27 protein-coding genes and 1 pseudogene are annotated in these 25,710 nt (G+C 55.4%); 16 read left to right on the top strand and 12 right to left on the bottom strand.

The features are described 5' to 3' along the window. The first annotated feature begins 116 nt into the window (after positions 1–116). On the top strand, positions 117–1,103 hold the full coding sequence (locus ACZ5BW_RS04580) for a CHRD domain-containing protein (RefSeq protein ID WP_464542961.1): 987 nt from the start codon (positions 117–119) through the stop codon (positions 1,101–1,103). A 577-nt stretch (positions 1,104–1,680) separates the two neighbouring features. Here the strand turns inward: ACZ5BW_RS04580 and ACZ5BW_RS04585 are convergent. Further along, positions 1,681–2,223 carry a formylglycine-generating enzyme family protein gene (locus ACZ5BW_RS04585; RefSeq protein WP_464542963.1) on the bottom strand — a complete coding sequence of 181 codons (543 nt, stop codon included), beginning with the start codon at positions 2,221–2,223 and terminating at the stop codon, positions 1,681–1,683. A 289-nt stretch (positions 2,224–2,512) separates the two neighbouring features. On the opposite strand from ACZ5BW_RS04585, the gene tnpB reads away from it, so the two are divergent. Both tnpB and ACZ5BW_RS04595 read left to right on the top strand, forming a co-directional pair. After that, the gene (tnpB, locus tag ACZ5BW_RS04590) at positions 2,513–3,646 is read left to right on the top strand and encodes an IS200/IS605 family element RNA-guided endonuclease TnpB (protein WP_464542965.1); all 1,134 of its coding nucleotides are present in this window, start codon (positions 2,513–2,515) and stop codon (positions 3,644–3,646) included. 252 nt (positions 3,647–3,898) lie between these two features. Further along, positions 3,899–4,249: a hypothetical protein gene (locus tag ACZ5BW_RS04595; protein ID WP_464542967.1), complete on the top strand. Its 351-nt coding sequence runs from the start codon at positions 3,899–3,901 to the stop codon at positions 4,247–4,249. A gap of 209 nt (positions 4,250–4,458) precedes the next feature. Here the strand turns inward: ACZ5BW_RS04595 and ettA are convergent, their stop codons facing one another. Next, entirely contained in the window at positions 4,459–6,123 is a 1,665-nt protein-coding gene (ettA, locus tag ACZ5BW_RS04600; protein ID WP_464542969.1) for an energy-dependent translational throttle protein EttA, read from the bottom strand. 268 nt (positions 6,124–6,391) lie between these two features. Between ettA and ACZ5BW_RS04605 the strand changes: the two genes are divergently transcribed. Continuing rightward, positions 6,392–6,721 (top strand): hypothetical protein, encoded by a 330-nt coding sequence (locus ACZ5BW_RS04605; RefSeq protein WP_464542971.1) that lies wholly within the window; start codon positions 6,392–6,394, stop codon positions 6,719–6,721. A 95-nt stretch (positions 6,722–6,816) separates the two neighbouring features. On the opposite strand, the gene ACZ5BW_RS04610 is transcribed toward ACZ5BW_RS04605, so the two are convergent. Next, the gene (locus ACZ5BW_RS04610) at positions 6,817–7,542 is read right to left on the bottom strand and encodes a glutathione S-transferase family protein (RefSeq protein WP_464542973.1); all 726 of its coding nucleotides are present in this window, start codon (positions 7,540–7,542) and stop codon (positions 6,817–6,819) included. Between the two features lie 292 nt (positions 7,543–7,834). Between ACZ5BW_RS04610 and djlA the strand changes: the two genes are divergently transcribed. The 4 genes and pseudogenes from djlA (at position 7,835) to ACZ5BW_RS04630 (ending at position 10,364) form a co-directional block, all read left to right on the top strand. Then, positions 7,835–8,608: a co-chaperone DjlA gene (gene djlA / locus ACZ5BW_RS04615; RefSeq protein ID WP_464542975.1), complete on the top strand. Its 774-nt coding sequence runs from the start codon at positions 7,835–7,837 to the stop codon at positions 8,606–8,608. Between the two features lie 121 nt (positions 8,609–8,729). Further along, the gene (locus ACZ5BW_RS04620; protein WP_464542977.1) at positions 8,730–8,912 is read left to right on the top strand and encodes a hypothetical protein; all 183 of its coding nucleotides are present in this window, start codon (positions 8,730–8,732) and stop codon (positions 8,910–8,912) included. Positions 8,913–9,178: 266 nt separating this feature from the next. Next, positions 9,179–9,955: pseudogene (locus ACZ5BW_RS04625) on the top strand (RNA-guided endonuclease InsQ/TnpB family protein); the annotation flags it as partial. Positions 9,956–10,061: 106 nt separating this feature from the next. Next, entirely contained in the window at positions 10,062–10,364 is a 303-nt protein-coding gene (locus ACZ5BW_RS04630; RefSeq protein ID WP_464542979.1) for a zinc ribbon domain-containing protein, read from the top strand. A gap of 13 nt (positions 10,365–10,377) precedes the next feature. On the opposite strand, the gene ACZ5BW_RS04635 is transcribed toward ACZ5BW_RS04630, so the two are convergent. Together ACZ5BW_RS04635 and ACZ5BW_RS04640 are read right to left on the bottom strand one after the other, a co-directional pair. Further along, positions 10,378–10,791, bottom strand: coding sequence for a type II toxin-antitoxin system VapC family toxin (locus ACZ5BW_RS04635; protein ID WP_464542981.1), 414 nt, complete (start codon positions 10,789–10,791; stop codon positions 10,378–10,380). Continuing rightward, positions 10,788–11,039, bottom strand: a complete 252-nt coding sequence (locus ACZ5BW_RS04640) for a type II toxin-antitoxin system Phd/YefM family antitoxin (protein WP_464542983.1) — start codon at positions 11,037–11,039, stop codon at positions 10,788–10,790. The genes ACZ5BW_RS04635 and ACZ5BW_RS04640 overlap by 4 nt, the downstream gene beginning before the upstream one ends. 67 nt (positions 11,040–11,106) lie before the next feature. On the opposite strand from ACZ5BW_RS04640, the gene ACZ5BW_RS04645 reads away from it, so the two are divergent. Both ACZ5BW_RS04645 and ACZ5BW_RS04650 read left to right on the top strand, forming a co-directional pair. Further along, entirely contained in the window at positions 11,107–11,286 is a 180-nt protein-coding gene (locus ACZ5BW_RS04645) for a hypothetical protein (RefSeq protein WP_464542985.1), read from the top strand. Between the two features lie 25 nt (positions 11,287–11,311). Beyond that, a complete protein-coding gene (locus ACZ5BW_RS04650) occupies positions 11,312–11,521 on the top strand; it encodes a hypothetical protein (protein ID WP_464542987.1) in 210 nt (69 codons plus the stop codon). A 140-nt stretch (positions 11,522–11,661) separates the two neighbouring features. On the opposite strand, the gene ACZ5BW_RS04655 is transcribed toward ACZ5BW_RS04650, so the two are convergent. The 6 genes from ACZ5BW_RS04655 to polX all read right to left on the bottom strand — a co-directional run bounded on the left by ACZ5BW_RS04655 (position 11,662) and on the right by polX (position 19,301). Further along, positions 11,662–12,822 carry a lipocalin-like domain-containing protein gene (locus ACZ5BW_RS04655; protein WP_464542989.1) on the bottom strand — a complete coding sequence of 387 codons (1,161 nt, stop codon included), beginning with the start codon at positions 12,820–12,822 and terminating at the stop codon, positions 11,662–11,664. After that, on the bottom strand, positions 12,822–15,389 hold the full coding sequence (locus tag ACZ5BW_RS04660) for an FtsX-like permease family protein (protein WP_464542991.1): 2,568 nt from the start codon (positions 15,387–15,389) through the stop codon (positions 12,822–12,824). Before ACZ5BW_RS04660 ends, ACZ5BW_RS04655 begins: the two co-directional genes overlap by 1 nt. After that, positions 15,386–16,132, bottom strand: a complete 747-nt coding sequence (locus tag ACZ5BW_RS04665; protein WP_464542993.1) for an ABC transporter ATP-binding protein — start codon at positions 16,130–16,132, stop codon at positions 15,386–15,388. The genes ACZ5BW_RS04660 and ACZ5BW_RS04665 overlap by 4 nt, the downstream gene beginning before the upstream one ends. Before the next feature lie 173 nt (positions 16,133–16,305). Further along, positions 16,306–16,806, bottom strand: coding sequence for a hypothetical protein (locus ACZ5BW_RS04670; protein WP_464542995.1), 501 nt, complete (start codon positions 16,804–16,806; stop codon positions 16,306–16,308). Between the two features lie 28 nt (positions 16,807–16,834). Then, positions 16,835–17,461 carry a phosphoribosyltransferase gene (locus ACZ5BW_RS04675; protein ID WP_074973550.1) on the bottom strand — a complete coding sequence of 209 codons (627 nt, stop codon included), beginning with the start codon at positions 17,459–17,461 and terminating at the stop codon, positions 16,835–16,837. A 43-nt stretch (positions 17,462–17,504) separates the two neighbouring features. Beyond that, positions 17,505–19,301: a DNA polymerase/3'-5' exonuclease PolX gene (gene polX / locus ACZ5BW_RS04680; protein WP_464542998.1), complete on the bottom strand. Its 1,797-nt coding sequence runs from the start codon at positions 19,299–19,301 to the stop codon at positions 17,505–17,507. Between the two features lie 331 nt (positions 19,302–19,632). Here polX and ACZ5BW_RS04685 point away from each other — a divergent pair, with 331 nt between their 5' ends. The 6 genes from ACZ5BW_RS04685 (at position 19,633) to ACZ5BW_RS04710 (ending at position 24,888) form a co-directional block, all read left to right on the top strand. Further along, complete coding sequence (locus ACZ5BW_RS04685) at positions 19,633–20,046, top strand: archease (RefSeq protein ID WP_464543000.1); 414 nt, start codon at positions 19,633–19,635, stop codon at positions 20,044–20,046. A gap of 94 nt (positions 20,047–20,140) precedes the next feature. Beyond that, complete coding sequence (locus tag ACZ5BW_RS04690) at positions 20,141–21,601, top strand: RtcB family protein (protein ID WP_464543002.1); 1,461 nt, start codon at positions 20,141–20,143, stop codon at positions 21,599–21,601. Positions 21,602–21,693: 92 nt separating this feature from the next. Further along, a complete protein-coding gene (locus ACZ5BW_RS04695) occupies positions 21,694–22,164 on the top strand; it encodes a universal stress protein (protein WP_464543005.1) in 471 nt (156 codons plus the stop codon). Positions 22,165–22,263: 99 nt separating this feature from the next. Next, on the top strand, positions 22,264–22,851 hold the full coding sequence (locus ACZ5BW_RS04700; RefSeq protein ID WP_464543007.1) for an HPF/RaiA family ribosome-associated protein: 588 nt from the start codon (positions 22,264–22,266) through the stop codon (positions 22,849–22,851). 73 nt (positions 22,852–22,924) lie between these two features. Further along, positions 22,925–23,506, top strand: a complete 582-nt coding sequence (locus tag ACZ5BW_RS04705) for a nicotinamidase (protein ID WP_464543009.1) — start codon at positions 22,925–22,927, stop codon at positions 23,504–23,506. Beyond that, a complete protein-coding gene (locus ACZ5BW_RS04710; protein WP_464543011.1) occupies positions 23,503–24,888 on the top strand; it encodes a nicotinate phosphoribosyltransferase in 1,386 nt (461 codons plus the stop codon). Before ACZ5BW_RS04705 ends, ACZ5BW_RS04710 begins: the two co-directional genes overlap by 4 nt. An 82-nt stretch (positions 24,889–24,970) precedes the next feature. On the opposite strand, the gene ACZ5BW_RS04715 is transcribed toward ACZ5BW_RS04710, so the two are convergent. Next, complete coding sequence (locus ACZ5BW_RS04715; RefSeq protein ID WP_464543013.1) at positions 24,971–25,678, bottom strand: N-formylglutamate amidohydrolase; 708 nt, start codon at positions 25,676–25,678, stop codon at positions 24,971–24,973. Between the last annotated feature and the right edge of the window lie 32 nt (positions 25,679–25,710).

Below are 25,710 nucleotides of genomic sequence, written 5' to 3' on the forward strand. Positions count from 1 at the left end.
GAGTTCTGAGTTGAGGCTGCAACGGTGGCTTTGGGAATCCTTGTCAACAGCATCTGGCGACAAATTGCGGGTCATTTTGGAACAATGGTTCTTTCCACTTCGAGAGGAGAAAAAACATGAACGTAACGAAAGGTATCGCGACCCTCACGCTCGCGGCGCTCGCGATTCCAACTCAAGGTGTCTATGCGGGGTCGATCAGCTATATCGTGTCAGCAGATACGCCCACCACGTTGAGGCTCACCGTAAACCACCCCGATTCGACCTTCGGCAGCAACACCTTTACGCTGAAGCCACCCATAACTAAGTGGGACGTCAAGGGTACTATCACAGACAGCAATGCCGGCCTATTCTCACGCGGGATAGACACGGTCACCATCACGGGATTGACAGTACAGCACCGGGTCAATCCCGGCGCAGGCCTCGTATTCGCAGTTCCCAACGTCACCGTCGCCGGCGCTCCGAATAATATTGGAAGCATCACTTCTCCGCTCATCACGTACTCGTCAAGCGCTGCACACGGGACCGCCACTGATTACGTGGAAGTGACCGGGACCTTCAAGTGGCACAGTACCAATTTGGGTGGAGCGGATATCGATGCATACAACTTCGTGGTACTTGGCGACCACGTAGCAAATGCAGCGGCACCAGTTGCCCTGCGATCATCGCTCTCAGCCACCGATGAATCGTCCCAGGTTTCCACGTCGGCTTTCGGCTCCCTGGCTGGCTTCTTCCATCCAGATACGAGCCAACTCAACCTGGAGATCGGCTTGGTGGGTCTAGAGAAATCGGACATTACGGGCATCCAGATCACCTCAAATAGCCCTGGCTTCGAAACCTTGGATCTGGAAACCTCCGCCCTCGTGGATGGATTAAATGGCGTGGCCTTTGGGGGTGACGTTCTCATACCCTTGGCGGATCGCGGCGCGATCGAGGCTGGGAATACCTTCGTAAATGTCCTGACTCATAACAATCCGACTGGGGAGATCGGAGGGACGCTCTCCACGCTGCAAATCTCCGTGGTTCCGGAGCCATCCTCTTTCATCTTGTTTGCTTCGGGCATCGCGGGATTGGCTTGGTGGAGGAGGAAGAAGATTGCAGCATAAAACGACCCGCAAATGGAAAAATGGAAAATAGGTCCCCCTCATTTCAGGTACTGACTGTCAAATTTGCTGAATTCAGACGATTAGCATAATCACACTTAATCTGAGGCATCAAATATATGAAACGTGTCAACACATATAACGGAAAACGAAGATGCATTTGAGGAGATTCCATAATGATAATCAAGGTGACAACCCAGTTGCTCGACGTGGTCCTGATGATCAGAAATATTGTGGTTCGGCCTCGGAAATCTGCACGGACGCCAGTTTCGCGGACGAGGCAGCATGGCCGCTGCCCTGTGGGAGAGCGATGCCATGACCACGCTCCCGGCGGTCACTGGAAAACCATGACTTTCGTTGCCGGCCTGCATCTTGACGGCCTGGTTGCGCCGTGGTGTCTGGATACCCCATGCCATCCGGCCCAAGGAATGCCGCAACTACTTCGCCAACTCCGGATATGCATCCAACTAAACGAGAAATGCTCTAGTCATCAAGCGGCGCTTACCTTCTCCCCCGGCTGTCCTCGCTCCCCTCTCCCACTTGTAGGAGAGGGGTCGGGGGAGAGGGAAAAAAGAGCGCTTCAGGGCAACGTCATTGCAGGTCGAAATCCCAGGTAGCGCATGCGTTTGTTGGTATCGAACCAGTTGCACATACCTGCCCGCATATCCTGCGGCCGGTGATTCCAGGAGCCTCCGCACAGGAGGCGTTTTGCACAATTCCCTTTCCGGCAGGTATCCGTCCACTGCCAGACATTACCCATCATATCGTACAGACCAAAGGCATTGGGTTTAAAACTGCCGACGGGAGCGGTTCTCCTGTTATCCCACTCGCTTCCGCATCCATCACAATTGGCGTTATTGCGCCCGACGTCGTTGCTCCAATAGTATTCGGTAGTCGCGCCCGCCAGGGCGGCGACTTCCCATTCCTCTTCCGTGGGCAGCCGATAAGTCTTGCCCGACTTATCCGATAACCATCGCAGATAAGCCTGCGCATCGTCCCAGCTTACATTCACAACCGGTCTTTTACCGCGTCCCCAGCTATTATCGGGGGGAACATATCCACCGCAGCCGCCTCCTGCAACACACGCCTCCCAGTCGTCGAACGTTACAGCGTATTTACCCATAGCAAATTTCTTGCCTGGAATGGGTACCATTTCAGGACAGGCAGGACACGCTTTTGCGGAGTTCAAGGTATTATTTTCGCTCGCCGTCACCGGATTGCAAAAGAGCGCGCCAATGCTTATGAATAACGCGAAAACCGAGGGGTACAGGGAGCGAAGATATACCAATTTCATCTCAATTGCTCTGAGAAACCCGGGTGTTCACCCGGGGGAGGAAAGGAGCGCAGCCAACAGGCTGCACTAGTGATTAGGAATGCAGTCTCTCACACGGCGATACTATATAATGTGAGACATGGACATCAAGCGTGCATACCGATTCCGGTTCTACCCGACGCCCGAGCAGGAAGCGATCCTTGCACGGACGTTCGGATGTGCGCGCTTCGCCTATAACCACATGCTTCGATTGCGAACCGATGCATGGTTCCAGCGGCAGGAACGGGTCGGCTACCATGAGTCCTCTGCGGTGCTCACGGCATTGAAAAAACAGCCTGAGTACGCATGGCTCAATGAGGTTTCGAGCGTGCCGGTTCAACAAGCTTTGCGCCATCTGCAAACCGCGTTCGCCAACTTCTTTGCCAGGCGCGCCCGCTATCCGCAGTTCAAGCGCAAGGATGGAAAACAGTCGGCGGAATACACGACCAGCGCCTTCAAGTGGGACGGCAAGACACTGAAGCTGGCGAAGATGACCGAATCTCTGAACATCCGGTGGTCGAGACAAATTCCCAAGGCTGCCAAGGTAACGACCGTTACAGTCAGCAAAGACACTGCTGGCCGGTACTTCGTCAGTCTGTTGTGCGATGACACCGTGAGTGCCAAGCCAGCAGTGCAAAGCAAGGTGGGTATTGACCTCGGCTTGACTCACTTTGCCATTCTCTCGACCGGAGAAAAGGTTGTTTCGCCGAATACTTTCCGCAAGAACGAAACAAAACTTGCAAAACTGCAACGTAGGCTTTTCAAGAAACAGAAAGGCTCTAACCGTCGAGGAAGAGCAAAACTGAAGGTTGCAAGACTGCATGCCAGGATAGCGGACTCCCGCAGGGATTTCCTGCACAAACTTTCGACACGACTGATAAACGAAAACCAAGTGATCGCCATCGAAAGTCTTGCTGTCAGCAACATGCAGAAGAATCGCTGTCTCTCGAAGTCAATCAGCGATGCAAGCTGGTCTGAATTCGTGCGACAGTTGGAATACAAAGCCCAATGGTATGGGCGAGAACTGATCGGCATAGACAAATGGTTTCCGTCGTCCAGGCGTTGCTCGGATTGCGGGCATACCGTCAAGGCCATGCCTTTGAAGGTGCGCGAGTGGACGTGCCCGGAGTGTGGGGCTATCCACGACCGCGACATCAACGCAGCGCGTAATGTTTTGGCCGCCGGACTGGCGGTGTCAGCCCATGGAGAAGCTGTAAGTCCTGTTTGCATGTAAATGTGAATAGGCAAGGTTCTGTGAAGTGGGAATCCCCTCCCTTTAGGAAGGGGAGCAGTCAAGAGTTGCATCTAAACAAGTAAAAAGACTGATCAGCAAATTTGATAATTGTATAGAAAAGCCGTTGATATCCAAAATCTCACGAAGAATCAGATTAATGCAGGCAATATGTATGTTAGCGCACGGAATGACGTTGGAATCAGGCGTACTGTGCGATTTCGGTCAATCGTTGAGCTGATAAGGAGAGTAATCATGAAACGTTCTTCTTTGATATCTGGGCCCACATTGCTTCCAATTGTCGCGGCATTTGTTCTCGGTGTCAGTACATCGGGTGGAGTCTATGCGGGTGAGGATTCATATGTCTTGTCTGCACCGAGCGACAACGATATATCGGACGAGATCGGGCCGGCCGATTCTCCGGCTGTTCGCGATACGGATGATAAAGGCGGGGATGAGAGCATCAAGGAAAGATTGCACATAAAGGAAGGCACCTCGATGAAAAGAGGTCAGGATAATTCCAGATACCGTACCGATGGTACTGAAAGATATGAGCAGCAGGAGAATTACAGCGGCACCGGGCCGAAGCCCGCAGGCCGCTATTGAAGGACAGGCGCCCGTCATTCTCCTCGAACCACTGCCCTATCTTGCATGGCTGCGGCAGGCTATGCGCTCAGGTTTGGCTTTGAAACCTTGAATTCTGCTCCTTCTCTCTTCCATTGCAAGGCTCCCTTTCCCCATTGGGGAGAGGGAGTTACCGCGCCTGTCGAGGATCGAAGGGGCTGGGGACAGATTACCGGACGATCGCTCAACGTTCACCGATTGATCGGCTTATACCTGATCCGCTTGGGCTTTGCGCCTTCCTCCCCGAGGCGTTTGCGCTTGTCGGCTTCATATTCCTGGTAATTGCCATCGAAGAATGCCACCTGCGAATTGCCTTCGAACGACAGGATATGAGTAGCGATACGATCGAGGAACCAGCGGTCATGCGAGATGACCATCACGCATCCTGCAAACTCGAGCAGCGCATCTTCCAGGGCGCGCAGCGTTTCCACATCGAGGTCGTTGGAAGGCTCATCCAGCAATAGCACGTTGCCCCCGGCGATAAGCGTTTTAGCAAGGTGAAGCCTTCCGCGTTCACCGCCGGACAAGTTGCTGACGATCTTCTGCTGGTCCGAGCCCTTGAAATTGAAGCGGCCAAGATAGGCGCGCGCAGGAGTTTCGTATCTGCCAACGGTCAGGATGTCATGCCCATCCGAGATCGCATCAAATACGGTTTTGCTGCCTTCCAGGGCGGCGCGTGATTGATCCACATGAGCAATTTTGACGGTTGCGCCTATTTCTATATTGCCGGAATCCGGCTGCTCCTTTCCTGTAATCATCCGGAAAAGAGTGGATTTTCCGGCTCCATTCGGGCCGATGATGCCGACAATAGCGCCAGGGGGCACCTTGAAACTCAGGTTGTCGATCAGCAGGCGATCGCCATATGCCTTCGATACGTTCGTGAACTCGATGACTTCGTTACCCAGCCTTTCGGCCACGGGAATGAATATCTCCTGCGTCTCGTTGCGTTTCTGGTACTCCTGCGAATTGAGTTCATCAAAACGCGCGATACGCGCCTTGGATTTTGCCTGGCGTCCCTTGGGGTTCTGTCGTACCCATTCCAGCTCTTTTTTCAGTGCCTTCTGGCGTGCCGATTCGGCTGATTCTTCCTGTTTCAGCCGGGTTTCCTTCTGCTCCAGCCAGGAACTGTAATTGCCCTTCCATGGGATGCCGTGCCCGCGGTCGAGCTCCAGGATCCATTCCGCGGCATTGTCGAGAAAATAGCGATCGTGCGTCACTGCCACCACGGTGCCCGGAAACCGCGTGAGGAATTGCTCCAGCCATTCCACTGACTCCGCATCCAGGTGATTGGTAGGTTCGTCCAGCAATAGCATGTCCGGTTTGGACAGCAGCAATTTGCATAAGGCGACGCGCCGTTTCTCGCCACCCGAGAGATTTTTCACGATAGCATCCCATTCCGGCAAGCGCAGCGCATCAGCGGCAACTTCCATCTGCTGATCGACGTTTCCGCCGCTGGCGGCAATGATGGCTTCGAGCCGGCTTTGCTCGGATGCCAGGGCATCGAAATCCGCATCCGGCTCGGCATAGGCAGCGTAAACCTCCTCCAGTTTCTGCTGCGCGCTGAATACCTCGCCAAGCCCTTCCTGCACAGCTTCGCGTACCGTGTGCTCGGCATTGAGCTGCGGCTCCTGCGGAAGATAGCCGATATTGAGGTTGGGCATGGCGGTGACCTCGCCCTCGATATCCTTGTCCACGCCCGCCATGATTTTCAGAACGGTTGATTTGCCCGAACCGTTGAGTCCAAGCAAACCTATCTTTGCGCCGGGAAAAAAACTGATGGAAATATCCTTGAGTATTGTGCGCCGCGGTGGAACTACCTTGCCCACCCGGTTCATGGTAAGTACGTATTGGGCCATAACTGAATGAAAAATTGAAAAAATTCGAGTTTAACGCATGAGAGCGCCAGCATGAAGCACTATACGAGCAGAATATTCTTCTGCTGTTTCATTTATCGAAAATCACGCAATAAATGCTGAGTTAGAGTTATTTCTTTATAATTTCTCCCGCCCTCGGCAGTAGAAAGATTTCTTTATCTGAATCCATGGACTACTGATTTTTTGCGCGTGGCCGGATTCCGCCCCGGCTTCGATTACGCACGTTTGGCGGTTGATTGGAGTGAAATAAATGCTGTTCTCTTTGAGAAGCGCGGTGCTTGTTACCGTTGCCGCGAGTAGTTTATTGGTCGGTTGCGCGACCTCGGAAAAAGTACAAGTGGTGCAGCCCGGTGACCAGAACCTGTCCTGCAATGCAATCAAGGGGGAATTTGCGAGGCTTGACAAAGCACAAGCTGACATAGATTCAAAGAAAGGGGTTACTGGAACCAATGTTGCAGCGGCCCTTTTGTGGCTTCCGGGTCTGGCCTATACCTATTACGATGCCGGGGAGGCAACCCGATTGATCAGTGACAGGAGGAGTGCGCTTACGACTATCTATAACAACAAAAATTGCCAGTAAGCCGTCGCCTGGCCTGTTTGAACCGCTTGCTCTGAAAGGGGCAAGCGTTAGGGCTGCAAATTGCGCAGCGCCAGATAAAATTTCTCATGCCTTTCTCATGGCTTGCGCGACGTCGCCCGGGCGAGCCGCTCGGCATTATCCCTGGTGTCGTACATATTGATAACGGGCTTGTCCTTTGCCGTCTTTTCCATTCGGGCCCGAATTTCGACAGTCATTTCATTATTGCGCTGCACTGCGGGACGTGCTTCCATTGCAGTAAACCAGCGCATGAAGCTCGGGAAGGTCTCTCCATCGACGCCGCGCTCCGCATGCCCCTTACACCAGGGGTAGGTGGCGATATCGGCAATTGAATATTCATCGCACCCGAGCCACGCGGAGGTGCCCAGCCGGTTTTCCAGCACTCGATAGAGGCGAAGCGACTCATTGTTGTACCTGTCCCGCGCATATTGATTGTCCCTGGCCTGCCGATTGAAATGGTTCGCCTGCCCGAACATGGGGCCGATATGCGCAACCTGGAAGAACAGCCATTGCAGCGTGTCATAACGCTTACGCACATCCACAGGCAGGAATCTGCCTGTTTTCTCCGCGAGATAAAGGAGAATCGCGCCCGATTCCATCATTGTGTATGAACCGCCCCCTGGACCCTCCGTATCGACGATTGCGGGAATCTTGTTATTGGGATTGAGTTTCAGGTGTTCGGCCTGGAATTGCTCCCCTACATTGATATCGACGTCGATGTGTTTCCATTCGATTCCGATTTCTTCCAGCATGATCATCACTTTCTGGCCGTTCGGGGTTGGACTGGAATGCAGTTCGATCATGATTCCTCCTGTGTCAGTTTCATGGGGGCGGGTTCTTTCCGTCATTTACTCCCGGATGGCAGAGCGCAGCCCATCCATCGTCTGGCTTGTCTTGTTGCCTCATTGTTGTGCTCATTGTTCATTGTTGTGTCAGGGCGGTTGTAACGAACCGGTACTGTTCGACAAGAAAAAAAGGTTCAGATGGCGCAGAGGCATTTACTGATATTATTTCACTCATCATTGCTCTTTTCCCAGAATAACGGCGCACCGGATCACTTTTTTGCCGTTTTCATGTTCGTCAAAGGAAGCTCGCTTGTTCAAAATAATTTTAGCCCTGTTGGGCCTTTACTTCTTCGGCATTTTCGGCGCATTTCTCGGATACATCGCCGGCAGCTTCATCGATCGTTATCGTGCCTACGGCGCCGGTGCGATCAATCCGTTTACAAGTGCCCAGCGGCAGACGGTTTTTCTCGAAACCGTTTTCATACTCATGGGAAAACTTGCCAAGGCAGACGGACATATTTCCCAGGAGGAGATTAACCATGTTGAAGGCTTCATGCAGAAGCTGGGAATGTCGGCGGAGCATCGGCAGAGGGCGATTGCGCTTTTCAAACAGGGCACAGCGCCTGGTTTTGATCACGCGCCCAAGCTGAATGAATTCATGATTGTTTGCGGGCACACCCATAACCTTGCGCAGATGCTTCTGGTTTATCTTATCGTCATGGCAGTGGCGGACGGGCGCATGGACGCGGCCGAGGAGAGCCTGTTAAGAGACGTGGCGCGCTATCTTGGCTATGATTCATCCGCATTCCGCCAACTACTGGACATGGTGCTGAGCCAGTCGCATTTTGCGAGGGGTCAGCCACCCTCGGCTACCACTCTGGAGGATGCATATAAAGCGCTGGGGGTGACCAGGGAAAGCAGCGACCAGGAAGTCAAGCGCGCTTATCGCAAGCTGATGAGCCAGTATCACCCCGATAAATTGATGGGGCAGGGCATGCCGGAAGATATGATTGCAATGGCCACTGCAAAATCCCAGGAAGTGCAGGCTGCCTATGATGTGATCAGGAAGAGCCGGAATATGTAAGCTGCACGAGTTGATTTGGCTGGGGCAAAACAAGCTGGATTGTTAGCCTTTTGGGAATCCTTCAGCATCAAGAGGACGGAATAAGCTGATCAAGCTGCAGAACATCTCGCTCGAACACCTGATGCAGGCGTTGGCTGCCATCAAGGTAACCGTAAACCTTAAGCAGATCAAGGCGGGACTGGCATGGCATTACAAACAGTATGACAAAGATCTGATGCCGAGGCTCAAAAGGCAGGCAGTCTCAAGGGCATTGGATTGTGGAGTGATGCGACGCCTGTCGCGCCGTGGGATTTCGGGCAGATGAGAATTGCATACCTGGCTGAGGGTGTTTTGGCTGGCAAGCGCAGTTGAGCGCGTCACTCTCGCCGTGACGCCAGATTGAGGCACTGCGATTCGGGAAACCATTTCAAGCGTTCACTTACCAAATTTGCGCGGAAAGCTCCCCCATTCATGGGGGAGATGGATAGCGCGAACGCTGGAAGCGTTCCATCCAAATTTATAATTTGAGCCATGCAACGACTCCAGGCCTATAAATTCGAGCTAAAGCCCAACGGCGAACAGCAGCGCAACATGCGCTGCTTTGCTGCCTCATGCCGCTTCGTGTTCAACAAGGCGCTGGCGTTGCAGAAGGAACGCCACGAGCAAGGAGAAAAGAAGCTCGGCTATGCTGCGCTGTGCAGGAGGCTGACCGAATGGAAAGCGCAACAGGAAACGCTATGGCTGTCTGATACCCCTGGCCAGGCCTTGCAGCAGGCGTTGAAGAACCTGGAACGAGCCTACAAGAACTTCTTCGACAAACGAGCGGATTTCCCTCGCTTCAAGAAAAAAGGTCAGTCAGATAGTTTCCGCTATCCGCAGGGCTTCAGGCTTGATCAGAGCAACAGCCGCATCTTCCTGCCCAAGCTCGGCTGGATTCGCTACCGCAACAGTCGTGATATTCCCGGCACGGTAAAAAACATCACCGTGAGCCAGTCTTGCGGCAAGTGGTTCGTATCGATCCAGACCGAACGTGAGGTCAAACAGTCGATCTCGCAAGGCGGGGCAGTCGGCATCGACATGGGCGTGATCCGGTTCGCCACGCTCTCGGACGGCAGTCACCTTGCGCCGCTCAACAGTTTCAAGCGACACGAAGCCGCGCTGCGCAAAGCGCAGCAGGCCATGAGCCGCAAAACCAGGTTCAGCAACAACTGGAAGAAGGCCAAGGCCAGAGTCCAGAAGATTCATGCCCGTATCGGCAACGCCCGCCGCGACTACTTGCACAAGGCCACGACAGCTATCAGCCAAAACCACGCGATGGTGTATATCGAGGATTTGCAGGTGCGCAATATGTCCAGGTCAGCGGCAGGCAGCACTGAACAACCGGGTAAAAACGTTCGGGCCAAGTCTGGCCTGAACAAAAGCATCCCTGAACAAAAGCATCCTCGACCAGGGATGGTTCGAGTTCCGTCGTCAGTTGGACTACAAGCTGGCGTGGAATGGTGGCTGGCTCATCGCCGTACCACCACAGAACACCAGCCGCACATGCCCATGCTGCGGCCATGTGTCCAAAGACAACCGCCAAACGCAAGCGCAATTTCTTTGTGTGGAATGCGGCTTCGAGAAAAACGCCGATGTGGTCGGCGCAATCAATGTTTTAAGGGCGGAACACGCCCGGTTCGACTGTGAAGTGAGCGGTGCGGTAATGCCGCCAGCAGCAGGAACCCACCGAAGCGACTCAGGCATTCGCCTGGGTGCTGTAGGAATCTCCGGCCTTTAGGCCGGGGAGGATGTCAATGACCAAGCAAGGTAAGACCGAGCGCGCTCCCCGCGGTACGCAGCTCCTGATCCAGTGTTGCCAAAGGAAGTTCGAGTCGCTGGGCCAGTTCGAGATAGGCGGCATCATAGAGGGTGAGGCCGCACCGCTCAGCCAAACGCAGCGTGGTTGACCAAGCAAAGGTGTCTGTATCCGAATCGATATCGATATCCAACAGTCCCAAGTCTGTTAGGGCCGCATTTCGAAACTCTTCACTGATGCGTCCTCGCCGGACGCCCCCTTGCAGACTGTTGGCTACTTCAAGGCGCCAGAGCGATGGCACTCGTGCACCAGCAGCGACAACCTGATCGAAAACTTCCTGAGTGGCAGGGGTCAACTCGTCACTGTAGAGCCATGCCAAGGTGACTGAACTATCAAGTATCAAGCTCACGTACGGCCTTCATCGCGATAGACTTTCCATTCCTGCCAGTCAAAGGCACTGCGCTTTAGGGCAATGGCTCGGCTACGGATGCGCTTGGCAGCCGCGACCGCCTTACTGGAATCATGAAGAGGAGTATTCGGAATTAACCGGGCCACGGCTTTGCCATGGCGGGTGATAATCACTTCTTCACCGTTCTCCACCCAATCGAGCAACGTCCCTAGTTTGTTCTTTGCCTCGAAGGCTCCAATTTCGCGCATTTGATCTCCATGACAAGCTAGACTAGACATCCAGCTTATCATGGGTTAATGGTTCGATCAATAAAACGTGCGGGACGCTTTACGCGACTGGAAGACCAAGCGGGAAATCCGGCAGGAGGAGCTCGCGGCACTCAAGGCGGATATCGATCAGGCCTTGGCTGAGGTTGCGACCGGACGGCTCACTGAGTTCAATCGCGAGCGGATTGTGGAGCGCGCCAGGAAACTATTGGCCGGTAGAAGCGCCTGACCCAGTGGAGGCAATCAGGTACCGTATGGAACAGTCCGATCTGAAACCCAAGGACCTGACGCCCATGATCGGCAATCTGAACCGGGTATATGAAATTCTCGGCTACAAGCGCGCACTTACGCTGCCAATGATCCGGCGCTTGCATCGAGACCTGCATATTCCCGCACAAAGTCTAACAAGCGAAACTGTGATGAAGGCCAAGTCGAGGTTCTCGAAACCCGAGAAGATACACTAAAACTTGAGTTCGTGTAGCGTGTTCGCCCCTTCGACAGGCTCAAGGCGAACGGTTGATTCGATGTACAGAGGGAGATAGATCCTTGCCAATGCCAAGGCAAAGCTTGAAGGCGATGTAGCCTTTAGCTCATTTTTGAATGCTTAAAGACTCAACGGTTCAACATAACCGGTCAGTTCGAGATAGCCGCGCCCCGCGGGTTCACCATCGCGGGTAACGGTCACCGCGCCTTCCCAATAAACTGCACCGGTGGATTGCCGCGAGTCAAGTTCCTGGTCATCCATCAGGGGTGTGAGGACCCAGACAGTAGTGCCGGTTTGGATTCGTATTTTGACTGGATAGGTGGTGTTGGTGCGTGTTGAATGCCAGGTGCGTTGCGGCTCAAAGTTTACCTGATCAGGTTCAAAGCGCGTGAACTGCCCTGACGGCTCCCGAATGCCGGCATATGCCCAGACCTTGCTGCCGTCCTTGCCGCGGATCTGAAACGCCATCAGGGCTGACCCGTCATCAAGATTGGCGCCAACCCAGTCCCATCCTACCGCTTTCGGATCGAGGTAGGCGGTAGACCACTCGTGGTCGAGCCAGGCGATGCCTTTCACAGCGATCTCCTTGCCATCGCGCGTTATCTTCCCGCTCACCTGCAGGTGAGGCTCGCTGTAGTAATAGCTGGCCTGCTCAGGTTGCGGCCCCTTCCTGGAAAAACCGTTGAGGTCTTGCAGCATGGGGGGTTGCGTGGGTGTCAGCGAAAAATCGAGGCTGAAATGGTCTGCCTTTATGCGGGTCTGGTAGCGCCCGTTTTCCTCGCGCAGCATAAACCAGTCGTCCAGTTTGACGTTCGTGTTGCCCTCCGTCGTATACGCCAGGCCAAAACCGTCCCGTGCGCTTTTCTGGTCATGCAGGAGTTTACCCACTGCGGGATCAGACAGCGCGGCGTGGGCAATGATAAGGTCCTTAGGGGCGAAGCGGCTCGGGTTGGCGCGGTCATGTTCGGTTGCCACCCGGAAAAAGGTGATCTGGAAGCCTAGCGGTTCTTTTTCGGGTGTTTCCAGCCAGCCGGTTACATACCACCACTCGTTTCTGAAGCCAGGATGCGCCCCGAAGTCGCGCGGGAACACAAGGGGCACGTTTCGAACTACCGACGATAGCTGTGGCCGTTCCGCCAGAACGTGGCTGGCGGTAAAGAAAGCAAGGAACAAAGCCGCAACAAGGAAAGCGGTCATACTCAGCCATTTGAATCCGGCGCAGCGCCACCCTTGGTTGCAGGAACAGGCAAAATATCCGGCATTACGCTTTATGGCTCGCATTACCAGTCCTCCCTTACGGCGCGTACTGCATTGCCCGAGACTGCATGGCGTCCCGATGCCACCGCCGTGAACGCCGCCAGAAACATCAGCGCCAGTGCCACGCTCAAGAGGCTCCTCCAGGGAAGACTCAATTGCATGGTCCAATGGAACGATTGGGGATTCACGATAAAGACCAGGATCAGGCTGATACATCCTCCAAGCACAAAGCCGAGCAGCACGCCGAGCGCTGTCAGCAGACCCCCTTCTATTGCCAGCATGCCGAGTATCTGGCGCCGTGTCATGCCGATGTGACGCAGCATTCCGAATTCTTTGATGCGCGCCAGGGCCTGCGCCGAAAAGCTGGCCGCAACACCAAGCAGGCCAATGATGATTGCCACACCCTCCAGCAGATAGGTTACGGCAAAGCTGCGGTCAAAAATATTCAGGCTCAGCGCGCGTATCTGACCCGGATCGGAAAACTCCAGGGCATTGCCAAACGGGAGCCGCCTCATCGACTCGATTACCTGTTCCGGGGCCACCCCTTGCTCCAGCCAAAGCGCGGCATCATTCACGAGCCGGTCGTCCGTCAGTGCCTGATAATCCGCCAGGCGCATCTGTATCGCGCCGAATTGCCGCCCATAGTCGCGCCACACTCCTGCCACGATAAACGTGCGCGCGGGAATAGCGATGGGTAGAGTGACTTGCTTGCCGGGCGTATAACCGTATAAATCCACCATGGGTTCGGAAACCCATATCGGAATCGCACCTTTCGGAAGCTGGGCGGCTGGAATCGATTCGCCTGTCAACGGCAGCGTATTGCCGGGCTCGGATATATCGATGGGACGTGCGATCAGCATGATATTGGGCCGGCTTGGATCGAGCATCAGCTTGGAAGAACGGAAAAAGTCCACTCGCACGAGACCGGGCGTTTCGGCCAGTGCTTTCATCTCATCCGGCGTGAGTCCGCGCGTATCTCCGCTCGCTGCGGTTTTGACATACAGATCTGCGGGCAGAATGTGCCTCAACCAGTCATCGACCGATACGCGAAAACTTGCAACCATGATCGCCATGGCGACCATCAGGGTAAAGCTTGCCAGTATGCCGCCGAGGGCGATCGCGGCCTGGTTGGGTGCGTTGGCGAGCCGTGCCAATGCCGTTCTCAGCACCGGCCTCGCATGGCTCGCATGCTGCACCATACGGAATATGGCAGTGAAAATGAGTGCGGAAAGGCGCGGCATGAGAATAATGCCGCCCGTCAGCAGTTGCGCTACGGCAAGATAACCGAAAATCGGCAAATCGAAAATCGGCGGCAATTGGGTAAACAGGATGCCCGAAGCAAGGAAAAGCAACCCCGGCCAGGGATTCCCCAGCCTGGCGAGCGCCGTATCTTCGCTTCCGGATTTCAGTGCGGGCGCTGGAAGGGTATTGGCTGCTTCCCAGGCGGGAGCGGCACTGCCAAGCAAGGTAATGCCCACTCCCAGAATGAAAAAGACTATTGCAGCCACAGGGTCGAAATGCATGACGGGTTTTATTCCCGGGAAAAAACCGCCTCCGAGGTCTCCGCCAAAATAATGCAGCGCACCGGTGGCCGTGGCATAGCCGAGAGCAAGGCCGAGCAGCGACCCGACGAAGCCAAGAATGGCCCCCTCCCATAAAACCTGTCCCAGCATTTGTTTGCGCGTAAAGCCGAGCACCCGCAACAGGGCGAACTGATGTCTTCGCCGGACAATGGATAGCGCCTGGGTGGAGAATACCAGAAAGGTGCCGGTAAACAGCGCTACCATCGCGAGCACGTTCAGGTTCACCCGATAGGCACGCGACATGTTTGCCACCCGGGCTTCCCGGGTGGTGGGTTCGGCAACAAGGTATTGGTTTTGGGGCTCCAGTTCCTGCTCGAGTTCCGCCTTGAACGCAGCTTTATCAATGCCTGGAAGCAATTTCAATTCGATGCGCGATAGCTGGCCGAGACGATGAAATCGCCATTGCGCCGTGGCAATATCCATTACGCCAATGCGTTGTCCCGCCCGCGCCCTGCGCAAACCCCCGGCAACCCGCAGCGCAACCGTCTGGGTGCCTACACTCAGGTTCAGGATGTCGCCTTGCTTTACCCCTAGCCATTCCATGGCGGCAGGAGAGAGGAAAATGGCGTCATCCGCAAGGACATCGAACAGCTTGTCTTCCGCCGGAATCCCGATCAGGTCGGGCGCCATGACCGAAGCGCGAAAAATATCCAGCCCGAGAATTTTCAGGGTGGCGTCTTTTCGTTCCTCGGACTGGTGGGGGAGGGCGACGTCGAGTTCCAGTACGGGATTTGCCAGCTCGACATCCTCGTGTTCTGCCAGCAGTGGATAAATCGATTCGTCGATTGTGGCTTGCGGCCCACGCACTTCAAGATCCGACTCGCCGGAAAGGCTGTGCGCGGCAGCGGAAAATTCGTTGAAGGCGGCTGTATTGATGAGGTGAATGGCAAACCCGAGTGCCACCCCGAGCGCGATTGCGATCACGGCGACGCCTGACTGAACCTTGTGAGCCTGCCATTCGCCTGATAGCAGCCAACGAGCGAGCATGGCCTTATTGCGCCACCTCATTTTATTTGCTTCGGCAAGTCCGCAGCCTTTTCCGCTACAAAGGGATGCAGCCCATCCTTTGTCAGCACGAGAACGCAGTCTGCTGTTGCCGCGGCGGCATGCGAATGGGTGACAATAATGCCGGAAGCGCTATTCGCCTTGATCTCCCGACGCATGAGCATGAGGATATCGTGCGCCGTATCGGGGTCCAGGTTGCCTGTGGGTTCATCAGCGAGAATCAATTTCGGTCGATGTACCAGCGCACGGGCGATTGCGACGCGCTGTAATTCTCCGCCCGACAGGTGGCGGGGAAAATGGTGGCCTCGGCCAGCCAGGCCTACTGAATCCAGCATGTGTTCCGTACCTTCGACAGGAAGATCATTCAGAAGCAGGGGCAGGGCTATGTTCTGGCTCAGGGTCAGGTGCGGCAGGACGTGAAATGCCTGGAAAATGAAGCCGAATTCCCTGCGCCGCAAGCGAGTGGCGGCATCATCGTCCAGTGATGACAGAGTAATATTGTCAATCAGTATCTCGCCTGTATCGGGCATATCCAGGCCGGCGATCAGATTCAGCAGCGTGGATTTTCCAACGCCGGACTCACCCATGATCGCCACATATTCACCCGCCCTCAAGGTATAGGACAGATCCGTCAGCACCTGTCGTCCATCCCCGGCGCTGGAGTATGCTTTGCCGATATGACGTAACTCCAGTATCGCCGGTTTCAGGTCAAGCGCGTCCTGTCGTTGTGTCGAAGGTTTTTCCAAGGGCTGGCTCCTCCACGCCGCGGGCGGACGGCGCGTCCATGCTATTCAAGAACTGTTATTGTAACCTTTTGTTTGACCGAAAGAACCTCGGACCGGGAATATGGAGAATATGGATCAGACTCGGATCCTTAATGGTGTCCGACCTGTTTGTCGCGGGCAGGGGGAGGAAACGACTATTCGTAACGGATAAATTCTTCCGCCAGGGCGTCGGGACCATTACGTCTGATCAGCGCATCGATCTCCGCAAGCAAGGTGTCATCCTCATCATCCTCCAGAACACCGTCGCCAACCAGTTTTGCAGTAAGGCCACCGGTGATGGCGTCTCGCACTGCGCCGAGCGTGGGGGGATTTTCACGATTTTCGTCATCGACTACGGCTTCTATTGCCCGTGTAAGCGCTTCGCTCGCATCGCTTCTCACAAAATCAATGGCAAGCGCATCTCCTCCATATTCCTCGATCAGCACATCGAGTTCGTCAAGGAGTGAGGCATCCATGTCGAAATGGTGCAATCGCTCAGTCTCATCTAATGCAGAAGGCAGCAGACCGGCGATGAAAGCTCGCACTTTGGCAAGCGTAACAGGCTGCTCCACATCGGGATCGTTGACCCGGCTGTCGATAAGCAGCGAGAGATTGGGACTGACGCGGGTGTCAACATCTACTGGATAACGTATCATGGTCTTATCCTGGATTCATGTTGGAAAGTCAAGCAGCTGCAAGCACGGCGATAACCTCTTCATCCGTTATCTGCGGAAAATCCATGTAAAACTGCGCCACAGCGTAGAAGTTGATGGGACTGGAAAGACATACTACGCGGTCAGCACTGTTGCGCACTTTCTCCACTGTATCGGGCGGGGCCACGGGTACCGCACAGATCAATTCCACCGGCTTCTTCGCCCGGAGCGCATGCAACGCGGCTATCATGGTCGAACCGGTAGCCAGCCCATCATCGACTACGATCACTATTCGTCCGGCGGGATCGATCGGCGGCCGTACCGGGGTATATTGAGCGCGGCGCTGCCGTATCGTTTCCAGTTGCGTGGAAACTTCATCCTTGATGTATTTCTCGTCCGCGCCCACATCGCTGGCGTAACTCGTAAGATAAACCCAGCCGGTTTCGTCGACGGAACCGATCGCGAATTCGGGATTGCCTGGCGCCCGTACTTTACGCACCAGCACCACGTCCAGTTCACCTTTCAGCTCATCGGCAATAATTCTGGCCATTGGCACTGCGCCTCTGGGAATAGCCAGAACCAGCGGATTTTTACCGCGGTATTCGGAAAGCGCTTCCGCAAGCTTCCTGGCTGCCGCCGCACGATTTTCAAAATACATGGCTGCCCCCGCTCCCGTGTTTATTTTCAGTATAGTGAATTTTTTACCGGGCATTTTTACCCGGTCGGATTTGACGCTTGATTTGCCGTTTATATGGGCCGTAGGTGTTGGGGTACTGCATCGTGCGGGCAATGAGTATCCGCAATTCCTCAAGAGAGCGGGTGTTGAGCACATTCTGTTTTTCCAGCCAGCCGCGCCTTGCCTGACCGATACCAAAGCGCAGGTTCGCAAAATCAAATGTGCTGTGGGCATCGGAATTGATGCTGACCAGCACCCCTTCCTCCCTGGCCATCTGACAGTAGATATCGAACAAATCCAGCCGCTCGGGCTGGGCATTGAGTTCGAGGAAGCATCCGCGGCGTCCCGCCTCACGGATAATGCGGGGCATGTCGATATCATAAGGCGGGCGTTGCGGGATGAGGCGGCCGTTGGGATGCGCAAGCATGGTGAAATGGGGATGTTCCATTGCACGCAGTATCCGCTCGGTCTGCCTCACGCGCGAAAGTTCGAACTTGCTATGGACTGCGCCTATAACCAGATCGAGTTGCGCCAGAACGTGATTTGGCAGGTCCAGGGTGCCATCCTCCAGGATGTCCACCTCGATTCCCTTGAGCAGGGTAATCCCTTCCAGTTCTTCATTCAGCATGTCGATTTCATCGCACTGGCGCTTCAGCCGCAGAGGATCGAGGCCGCGTGCGACTCTCAGTTCGCGTGAATGATCCGTGACAGCAATGTATTCCAGGCCATGTGATTTGCCCGCCAGCGCCATTTCGCGCAATGTGTTATGGCCGTCCGTAGCTTTTGTGTGAGTATGCAGGTCCCCCTGCAAGTCGCACAACTCGACCAGCCGCGGCAATTTCCGAGCCCGCGCCACGTCTATTTCACCCCTGTTCTCGCGCAACTCGGGTGGAATAAAGGATAGCCCGACAGCACGATAGACCGATTCCTCGGTCTCGCCCGCCATACGTTTTTTACCCCGAAACACGCCGTATTCGTTGATTTTCAGCCCTTTTTTCTGGGCGATATACCGTATCGCAACATTATGGGCTTTTGATCCGGTAAAGTAGTGCAGGGCAGCGCCGTAGCTTTCGTCTGCGACTACGCGGAGGTCCACCTGCAAGCCGCATTTCAGGACCACGCTAGCGCGAGTGCCTCCGGCAGCAAGTATTTCGGCGACCTCTTCGTACCCCGTGAAGCGCTCCATGACAGCACTGCCCGGTGCGGCTGTGACAACGATATCGAGGTCGCCCACTGTTTCGCGCATGCGCCTGTAGCTGCCGGCCACGGTTGCTTCCTTGACTCCGGGAACGTCCGCCAGAAACGCGCGTAGCGGCTCCGCGTATTGTGCCGCCACCGCCAGCTTGAAACGCCCTTTCTGATCGGCATGCGCCTCGATCGCCTGAAGGATGTTGAGCTCGGTTTTCTCGCCAAAACCGGGCAGTGCACGAATGCGTCCGTCGCGCGCCGCGCCATAGAGCTGCTCGACAGTCTGGACATCGAGGTCGTGATAAAGATGCCGGACCCGCTTCGGCCCAAGGCCGGGCACTTTCAGAAGCTCTGTAACCGCGGGGGGAAGTTCGGTTTGCAGCCGGTCCAGCAAGGCGCAGTGGCCGGTGGCAACAATTTCTTCTATCTTGCCTGCAAGATCGCGCCCTATGCCGGGAAGCTCCGTCAGGTCTTCCTTGTTTTCGAGCAGCACGTACGCTTCGGTGGAAAGGGCGCCTATTGCCTGGGCTGCGTTACGGTAGGCGCGTATCCGAAAAGGGTTTGCGCCTTCGATCTCGAGCAGATTGGCAATCTCTTCGAAGACAGCTGCGATATCGGCATTATGGCTGGGCATGCGTTTTCCCGTTTGCTCCCGTCGACAAGCACTTTGCTGATTTTGCCGGGAAAGTTGCTGGCCGAGGATTCACATGGTCAGTTTAGTATATTCATGGGGATATGCAGGCTCAGCCGGGGCGGCAAGGATTTGGGGTGCATCCGATTACCCTTGACACGGCAAAGCGGTTCTCCTATAGCTTGTAGTGGGTACTCCGGTTTTAGCGCCGTTTTTAGCGCGATAAAAAGCAAACGGAAGAGCGCAGATGGGAGGGTCAATGGAAAAGCAAAGGGGAAATTTTGGAGAAGCCGCTTGGGTCAGACCGAGTGATGGATCAAAGGATAATTCGTGCATGCCAGAGACTTCATCCTACTTCGAGCATGATGCCGATATCGGCATTATCGGACGCGGCAATACGCTTGAGCAGGCATTCGAGACAGCTGCTCAAGCAGTGTTCGGCATTGTTACTCCTCTGGATAAGGTACAGCCGCAGACTTCGGTCAAGATAGAGTTCGAAGAATCAGATGAGGAACTGGCGCTGGTGACATGGCTGAATCTGTTGCTGGGGAAGGCGCGTGAACTGGGCATGGTATTCAGCCGCTTCCATGTGCAGCGCCGGGAAAATCTGTGGTCTGCCGAAGCGCTGGGTGAAAAGTGGCGTGAAGGTCTGGAGCGGGGGGTCGAAGTCAAAGGTGCGACGCTGACCATGCTTTCAGTCAAACAAACCGGAGCAATGTGGGAAGCGCGCTGCATAGTGGATGTGTGAATCCGCTTCCAGATGAAACGATGAAATGAACGACAGTAACGGCAGGAGATGACATGAATCTGGAACGCCTACGCCAACTGCAACACTTTAGAGGGTGAAAAGTTTTTCTACCCGCCGTCCTGATGACATGAATCTGGAACGCCTACGCCAACTGCAACCCTACCTGTGGACGCTGCCGCGCACACCAGGCGAAGAACGGGCAGAGGTTCTCCTGTACGGCGGTGCGCCCTTGCTCGTCAGCATGGACGACAAGGTACTCGAGCAGATCGCCAACGTTGCTTCCCTGCCGGGTCTGGTCGGAGCGGCAATGACCATGCCGGATGCCCATTGGGGATATGGTTTTCCCATAGGGGGCGTTGCGGCTTTCGATGCTGAGCAGGGGGGCGTGATTTCCGCGGGCGGAGTCGGCTTCGATATTTCGTGCGGTATACGCTGTCTGCGCAGCAATCTCCATCTGGAGGAAGCAGTAGAGCATTTTCCTGACCTCGGGAACGCCTTGTTCCGCGCCATCCCTGCCGGTGTGGGCGAGGAGGGCGAGATCAAGTTGAACCCGGAGCAGCTCGACCAGGTGATGCACGGCGGTGCATACTGGGCAGTGCAACAAGGCTACGGCACCGCGGCAGATCTGGACTATATTGAAGAACATGGGCGGGTTGCAGGGGCGATCCCGGATAACGTATCCGAACTTGCCAAAAAGCGCCAGCGCGGCGAGATGGGCACGCTCGGCTCAGGCAATCATTACCTGGAAGTACAGGTGGTGGACCGCATCTTCGATCCTGCTGTCGCGCTGGCGTTTGGCCTGCATGAAGGACAAATCCTGATTTCGATACATTGCGGTTCGCGGGGGCTGGGGCACCAGATCGGTACCGATTATCTGGTGCTATTGGCAAAAGCAGCCAGCCGCTTGGGTATTCATTTACCCGATCGTGAACTCGCCTGTGCGCCTGTCAAGTCCCCCGAAGGCCAGCGATATATCGGCGCCATGAATGCCGCGATCAATTGCGCGCTTGCCAATCGGCAAATCCTGACGCACCTTGCGCGTTCTGTATTTACGGAAATTTATCCCCAGGCCGCGCTTGAAACCTTGTTCGATGTTTCGCACAATACCTGCAAGGCCGAAACTCACCAGATCGACGGTGAATCACGGCTACTCTACGTGCACCGCAAGGGCGCCACACGCGCATTCGGGCCGGGGCACCCCATGTTGCCGGAACGCTACCGCCAGGTAGGACAACCCGTCGTTATCGGCGGAAGCATGGGAACAGGATCCTACATTCTCGTAGGCGCCAGCGAAAACCCGGCCTTCGCCTCTTCGAGCCACGGCGCAGGTCGCGCCATGAGCCGGCATCAGGCACTCGCGCGGTGGAAAGGACGCGCCCTGGTGGACGAGCTGGCGCAACAAGGCATTCTGATCCATACCCGCTCCATGCGCGGCGTGGCAGAAGAGGCTCCGGGCGCCTATAAGGATGTCGATCTGGTGGCGGAGGCCACGGAAGAAGCCGGACTCGCCCGGCGAGTCGCATTTCTCCGGCCGAAAGTCTGCGTTAAAGGTTAAGGGTTAAGGAGTACTGAACAAATTCCTTGCAGGCGCGATGGATTTGTCCGGCGGTTCCTTGGCAGTATAAAAACTTTTTTCAAGGGAGTGACATGTATCAACGTATCCTGGTTCCAATAGACGGCAGCGCAACCTCCACTCTTGCGCTCCAGGAAGTCTCGAAACTTGCAAAGCAGCACAGTACCCAGGTGGAACTGGTATATGTCATGACTGATATTCATTTGATGGATGCCAACAGCTACATCAATTACGATGAAATGAAGGAATCCCTGGAGAGAACCGGCAGAAGGATATTGACGGAGGCGCAAACATTGATGCAGCAGGCAGGGGTTGCAGCCGAAGTGAAATTACTGGAAGCGGGGGGCGAGCGCATTGCCGGCGTAATACTCGAAGAAGCAAGGCGCTGGTCAGCCGAGCTGATCGTAATCGGCACACATGGCCGTTCTGGTTTCAGTCGCGTCCTGTTTGGGAGCGTTGCGGAAGGGATGGTTCGTATGGCGCATATTCCCGTACTGCTCATCCGCGGCGACAAAAGCCAGTTGCGTGAAATGGAGCGGATATAGGACTGGCAGCCTGGTGCGGGCTCCGGTCTTTCAGGCTTGTCTTATACGTTACGTTACGCCTGGGTGCAATATGATTTTATCATCGAGAGGACATAAGTCATGAAATTGCAACTTCAGATCACCACACGCGATATCCCCCATTCTGAGGCACTGGAAAGCCATATTCGGCAAAAATCGGAAAAGCTCGAGACTTTTTATCCCCAGATCATGGGATGCAGGATAGTTGTCGAGGTTCCTCACAAACACAAACACCAGGGCAACCTGTTCAATGTGCGGCTGGACATTACAGTGCCGGGAAAGGAGCTTGTGGTGACCCGCGAACCGAACGAGGATGTGTATGTTGCGCTGCGCGATGCGTTCGACGCCGCAAAGCGCCAGCTCGAAGACTACGGGCGGCGCCAGCGCGGCGAAGTCAAGGCGCATGCTCCGGTCTTGTACGGAAAGGTGGTGCGGCTGATGCCCGAGGAAGGTTATGGTTTCGTCGAAACTCCGGGTGGGCAGGAGTTGTACTTTCATCGCGAGAATCTTGCCAACAATAACTTTGAGCAATTGGAAGAAGGAAGCGAGGTGCAGTTCCTCGAAGATATTGGCAGCGAAGGTTTTCAGGCAAAACGCGTCAGCACCGGCAGGCGTCAGGTAGAAGAACCCGAAGAACCAGAGCCGCGCTTGACAGGTTCGGGGGATTAGACTAAATCCAGCGTACTCGCCCAAAGAATGTAAAGTGCGAGGAGCAAAGCATCAAAGAGGATAGGAGACTGCCATGAAAATAGACATCGGCACCGGTGATGCCCTTATCATAGTGGATGTGCAAAACGACTTTCTGCCCGGCGGAAGCCTTCCTGTACCGGCTGGAGATGAGGTCATCCCAAGCCTTAACCGGTATATCGCAGCTTTTCTTTTTCACGAATTGCCCATTTTCGCTACCCGCGACTGGCATCCGCCTGATCACTGCTCCTTTCATCAGCAAGGAGGGCTCTGGCCTGCGCATTGTATTGCCGGCACACAGGGCGCGGCATTTCCGGCGAATCTTGAAATCCCCTGCGACACGCATATTGCTTCCAAGGCCACCTCCAGGGAGAAAGATGCCTATTCCGGTTTTTCGGAGACAGAACTGAATGCCATGCTGAAATCTGCGGGAATTTCCCGCGTTTTCATCGGTGGCCTGGCGACGGATCATTGCATCCTCAGTACCGTACGGGATGCCTTGAATCATGGGTATGACACCTTTGTTCTCAAGGATGCAGTGCGGGGGATGGATGCAGACGCGAGCAACGCGGCGCTGGAGGAAATGGCCCGTCTGGGCGCAAAACTCATCGATTTCGAAGCTATCGTCCCTGAGTGAACCCACTCTCCAGCCCGCTGCTGACCGACCATTACCAGTTGACCATGCTGGAGAGCTACCTTCAGCAGGGAATGCAGGAAACTGCCGTATTCGAGCTGTTTTTTCGCAAGCTTCCCCCAACCCGGAATTTCCTGGTGGCGGCCGGTCTGGAACAGGCGCTGGAATTCCTTGAGAACCTGCGCTTTTCAGCCGAGGAGTTGGCATGGCTCAAGTCCCGGTTTGGACCAGCCCTTATAAACTACCTTGAACAATTCCGCTTTACCGGCGATGTACATGCAATGCCGGAAGGTACTCTTTTTTTTCCGGATGAGCCCATCCTCCGGATCACGGCGCCGTTGCCGCAAGCCCAGTTCGTCGAATCGCGCCTCATCAACCTGCTGCATTTCGAAACCCTGATCGCCTCAAAGGCGGCGCGCTCAGTGCTGGTTGCGCCCGGCAAACTCCTGGTGGATTTCGGCATGCGCCGGGCGCATGGAGCGGAAGCCGCGTTGCTGGCTGCCCGGGCAAGTTATCTTGCCGGTTTTTCCGGCACATCAACAGTACTTGCCGCGGCAATATATGGCATGCCTTCGTTCGGCACCGTTGCTCATTCCTACATTCAGGCGCATGCGGATGAGGCAGCCGCTTTTGAACACCTCGTACGTTGCCATCCGGAAAACTCGACGCTGCTGATCGATACCTACGACACCGAGGCAGCTGCCACCAAGGTCGTTACCCTGGCCCGCAAACTTGCGCAGGATGGCATCGAGGTGAGTGGCGTCCGGTTGGACAGCGGCGACCTGGGGATGCATGCACGTCGCGTGCGCCGGATACTCGACGAGGGGAGGCTTGAAAAAACCCGCATCTTTGCCAGTGGTAACCTGAACGAAGATCGGGTGCATGAACTGATTTCCTCCGGCGCTCCCATCGACGGCTTTGGCCTGGGCACCGCATTAGACGTGTCGAGCGACGCGCCGGCACTGGATTGCGCTTATAAGCTGCAGGAGTATGCCGGCACGGCCCGCCGCAAGCGCTCCGAGGGAAAAGCGACATGGCCGGGCCGCAAGCAGGTATATCGCAAATATGACCGCCCGAATGGTCGCATGGTGCGCGATGTCGTTGCGCTGGAAAAGGATGATCCGCATGAGGGCGAGCCCCTGATCGTCCCTGTGATGCGGAGTGGTCGGCGCATCAGTGGGATCAATGGGATCAACGGGAAAAGGAAGCTGGAGGCCATCCGCCAGCAAACACTGGCGAACTATGCCCGCCTGCCGGAATCTCTCAGATCGCTTGAAACGGCACCCGCTTACCCGGTAGAAATCTCCGCCCCGCTGCGAGCATTGGCAAAACAGGTGGATGACGAACCCAGCGCTATCACCTCTGCCCCGAACCTCGATGCCTGAGTGGGCTGAGCGGGTATAGGCCTCATCTTCGCATATTCCCTCTGCTGGTGCTCGAGGATACCTCAGATGAGTATGGGTTGGCTCATGCAACTGCCTCGTTGAGTGTGCCAGCCAGCAGGCTGCGTAACGCATGCCATCGCCAGCCGCCCTTGAGAATATGTTTCTGGTTGACTTCCAGCTCTATGCCGACGTAAGCATTGGCAGGAAACCGGCGGCGCAGGTAAGTGGGGAAACCATTTGCCGACCCCATGTAGGGATAGTTGCGGCGCACCCTCAGGTTAGGTGCGCGTGTGCCGAGTCGTGCCCGCCAGCGGTTGCACAGGTCTTGCTCGAGGTTGCGCGAGGGATCATAAAGCAGCCCGATATCGGTATTGCGAATCTCCCCATTCAGTTCCGGGGTGAAGCTGTGTGAGGAGATGTGGATTACCCTCAGGCCGGAGCGAATGGCATCCGCAATGTTCGCCTCCACCAGGGTGCGATAGGGCAAGTAGTGATATTTAAGAATCTCATGGCGGATAGCGGCAGGTGTGGGACGAGTGGCTTCCGAGTAGAGCCGGGGGTGACCGATCGAGCGGTTGAGGTCGATCAGCAGGCGGCTTGTTGTGGCGGCGAACAATGGTGAGTGCAGCGCCATGGCAAGTTTTTTCGCCATGCTCAAAGCGCCGCTGTCATAGCCACGGTGGCTGTGCAACAAATGCTCGTAGCCCTCAAACAGCGGCTGGTAGCGCAGTGGAATGCGGTTACCACCATGTTCACAACTGATTAAAAAATGAATATTCGTCGCCTGCATTTCATTGAGTAATCATTGAAGCAATACGCAAC

This window comes from Nitrosospira sp. TNL300, assembly GCF_055385915.1.

Excerpts from the sequence above, each read along its gene's own strand:
- ACZ5BW_RS04580 (WP_464542961.1), top strand. The coding sequence starts at position 117 with ATGAACGTAACGAAAGGTATCGCGACCCTCACGCTCGCGGCGCTCGCG.
- ACZ5BW_RS04585 (WP_464542963.1), bottom strand. The coding sequence starts at position 2,223 with ATGGGTAAATACGCTGTAACGTTCGACGACTGGGAGGCGTGTGTTGCA.
- tnpB (WP_464542965.1), top strand. The coding sequence starts at position 2,513 with ATGGACATCAAGCGTGCATACCGATTCCGGTTCTACCCGACGCCCGAG.
- ACZ5BW_RS04595 (WP_464542967.1), top strand. The coding sequence starts at position 3,899 with ATGAAACGTTCTTCTTTGATATCTGGGCCCACATTGCTTCCAATTGTC.
- ettA (WP_464542969.1), bottom strand. The coding sequence starts at position 6,123 with ATGGCCCAATACGTACTTACCATGAACCGGGTGGGCAAGGTAGTTCCA.
- ACZ5BW_RS04605 (WP_464542971.1), top strand. The coding sequence starts at position 6,392 with ATGCTGTTCTCTTTGAGAAGCGCGGTGCTTGTTACCGTTGCCGCGAGT.
- ACZ5BW_RS04610 (WP_464542973.1), bottom strand. The coding sequence starts at position 7,542 with ATGATCGAACTGCATTCCAGTCCAACCCCGAACGGCCAGAAAGTGATG.
- ACZ5BW_RS04620 (WP_464542977.1), top strand. The coding sequence starts at position 8,730 with ATGCAGGCGTTGGCTGCCATCAAGGTAACCGTAAACCTTAAGCAGATC.
- ACZ5BW_RS04640 (WP_464542983.1), bottom strand. The coding sequence starts at position 11,039 with ATGCGCGAAATTGGAGCCTTCGAGGCAAAGAACAAACTAGGGACGTTG.
- ACZ5BW_RS04650 (WP_464542987.1), top strand. The coding sequence starts at position 11,312 with ATGGAACAGTCCGATCTGAAACCCAAGGACCTGACGCCCATGATCGGC.
- ACZ5BW_RS04655 (WP_464542989.1), bottom strand. The coding sequence starts at position 12,822 with ATGCGAGCCATAAAGCGTAATGCCGGATATTTTGCCTGTTCCTGCAAC.
- ACZ5BW_RS04660 (WP_464542991.1), bottom strand. The coding sequence starts at position 15,389 with ATGAGGTGGCGCAATAAGGCCATGCTCGCTCGTTGGCTGCTATCAGGC.
- ACZ5BW_RS04670 (WP_464542995.1), bottom strand. The coding sequence starts at position 16,806 with ATGATACGTTATCCAGTAGATGTTGACACCCGCGTCAGTCCCAATCTC.
- ACZ5BW_RS04675 (WP_074973550.1), bottom strand. The coding sequence starts at position 17,461 with ATGTATTTTGAAAATCGTGCGGCGGCAGCCAGGAAGCTTGCGGAAGCG.
- polX (WP_464542998.1), bottom strand. The coding sequence starts at position 19,301 with ATGCCCAGCCATAATGCCGATATCGCAGCTGTCTTCGAAGAGATTGCC.
- ACZ5BW_RS04685 (WP_464543000.1), top strand. The coding sequence starts at position 19,633 with ATGCCAGAGACTTCATCCTACTTCGAGCATGATGCCGATATCGGCATT.
- ACZ5BW_RS04695 (WP_464543005.1), top strand. The coding sequence starts at position 21,694 with ATGTATCAACGTATCCTGGTTCCAATAGACGGCAGCGCAACCTCCACT.
- ACZ5BW_RS04700 (WP_464543007.1), top strand. The coding sequence starts at position 22,264 with ATGAAATTGCAACTTCAGATCACCACACGCGATATCCCCCATTCTGAG.
- ACZ5BW_RS04705 (WP_464543009.1), top strand. The coding sequence starts at position 22,925 with ATGAAAATAGACATCGGCACCGGTGATGCCCTTATCATAGTGGATGTG.
- ACZ5BW_RS04715 (WP_464543013.1), bottom strand. The coding sequence starts at position 25,678 with ATGCAGGCGACGAATATTCATTTTTTAATCAGTTGTGAACATGGTGGT.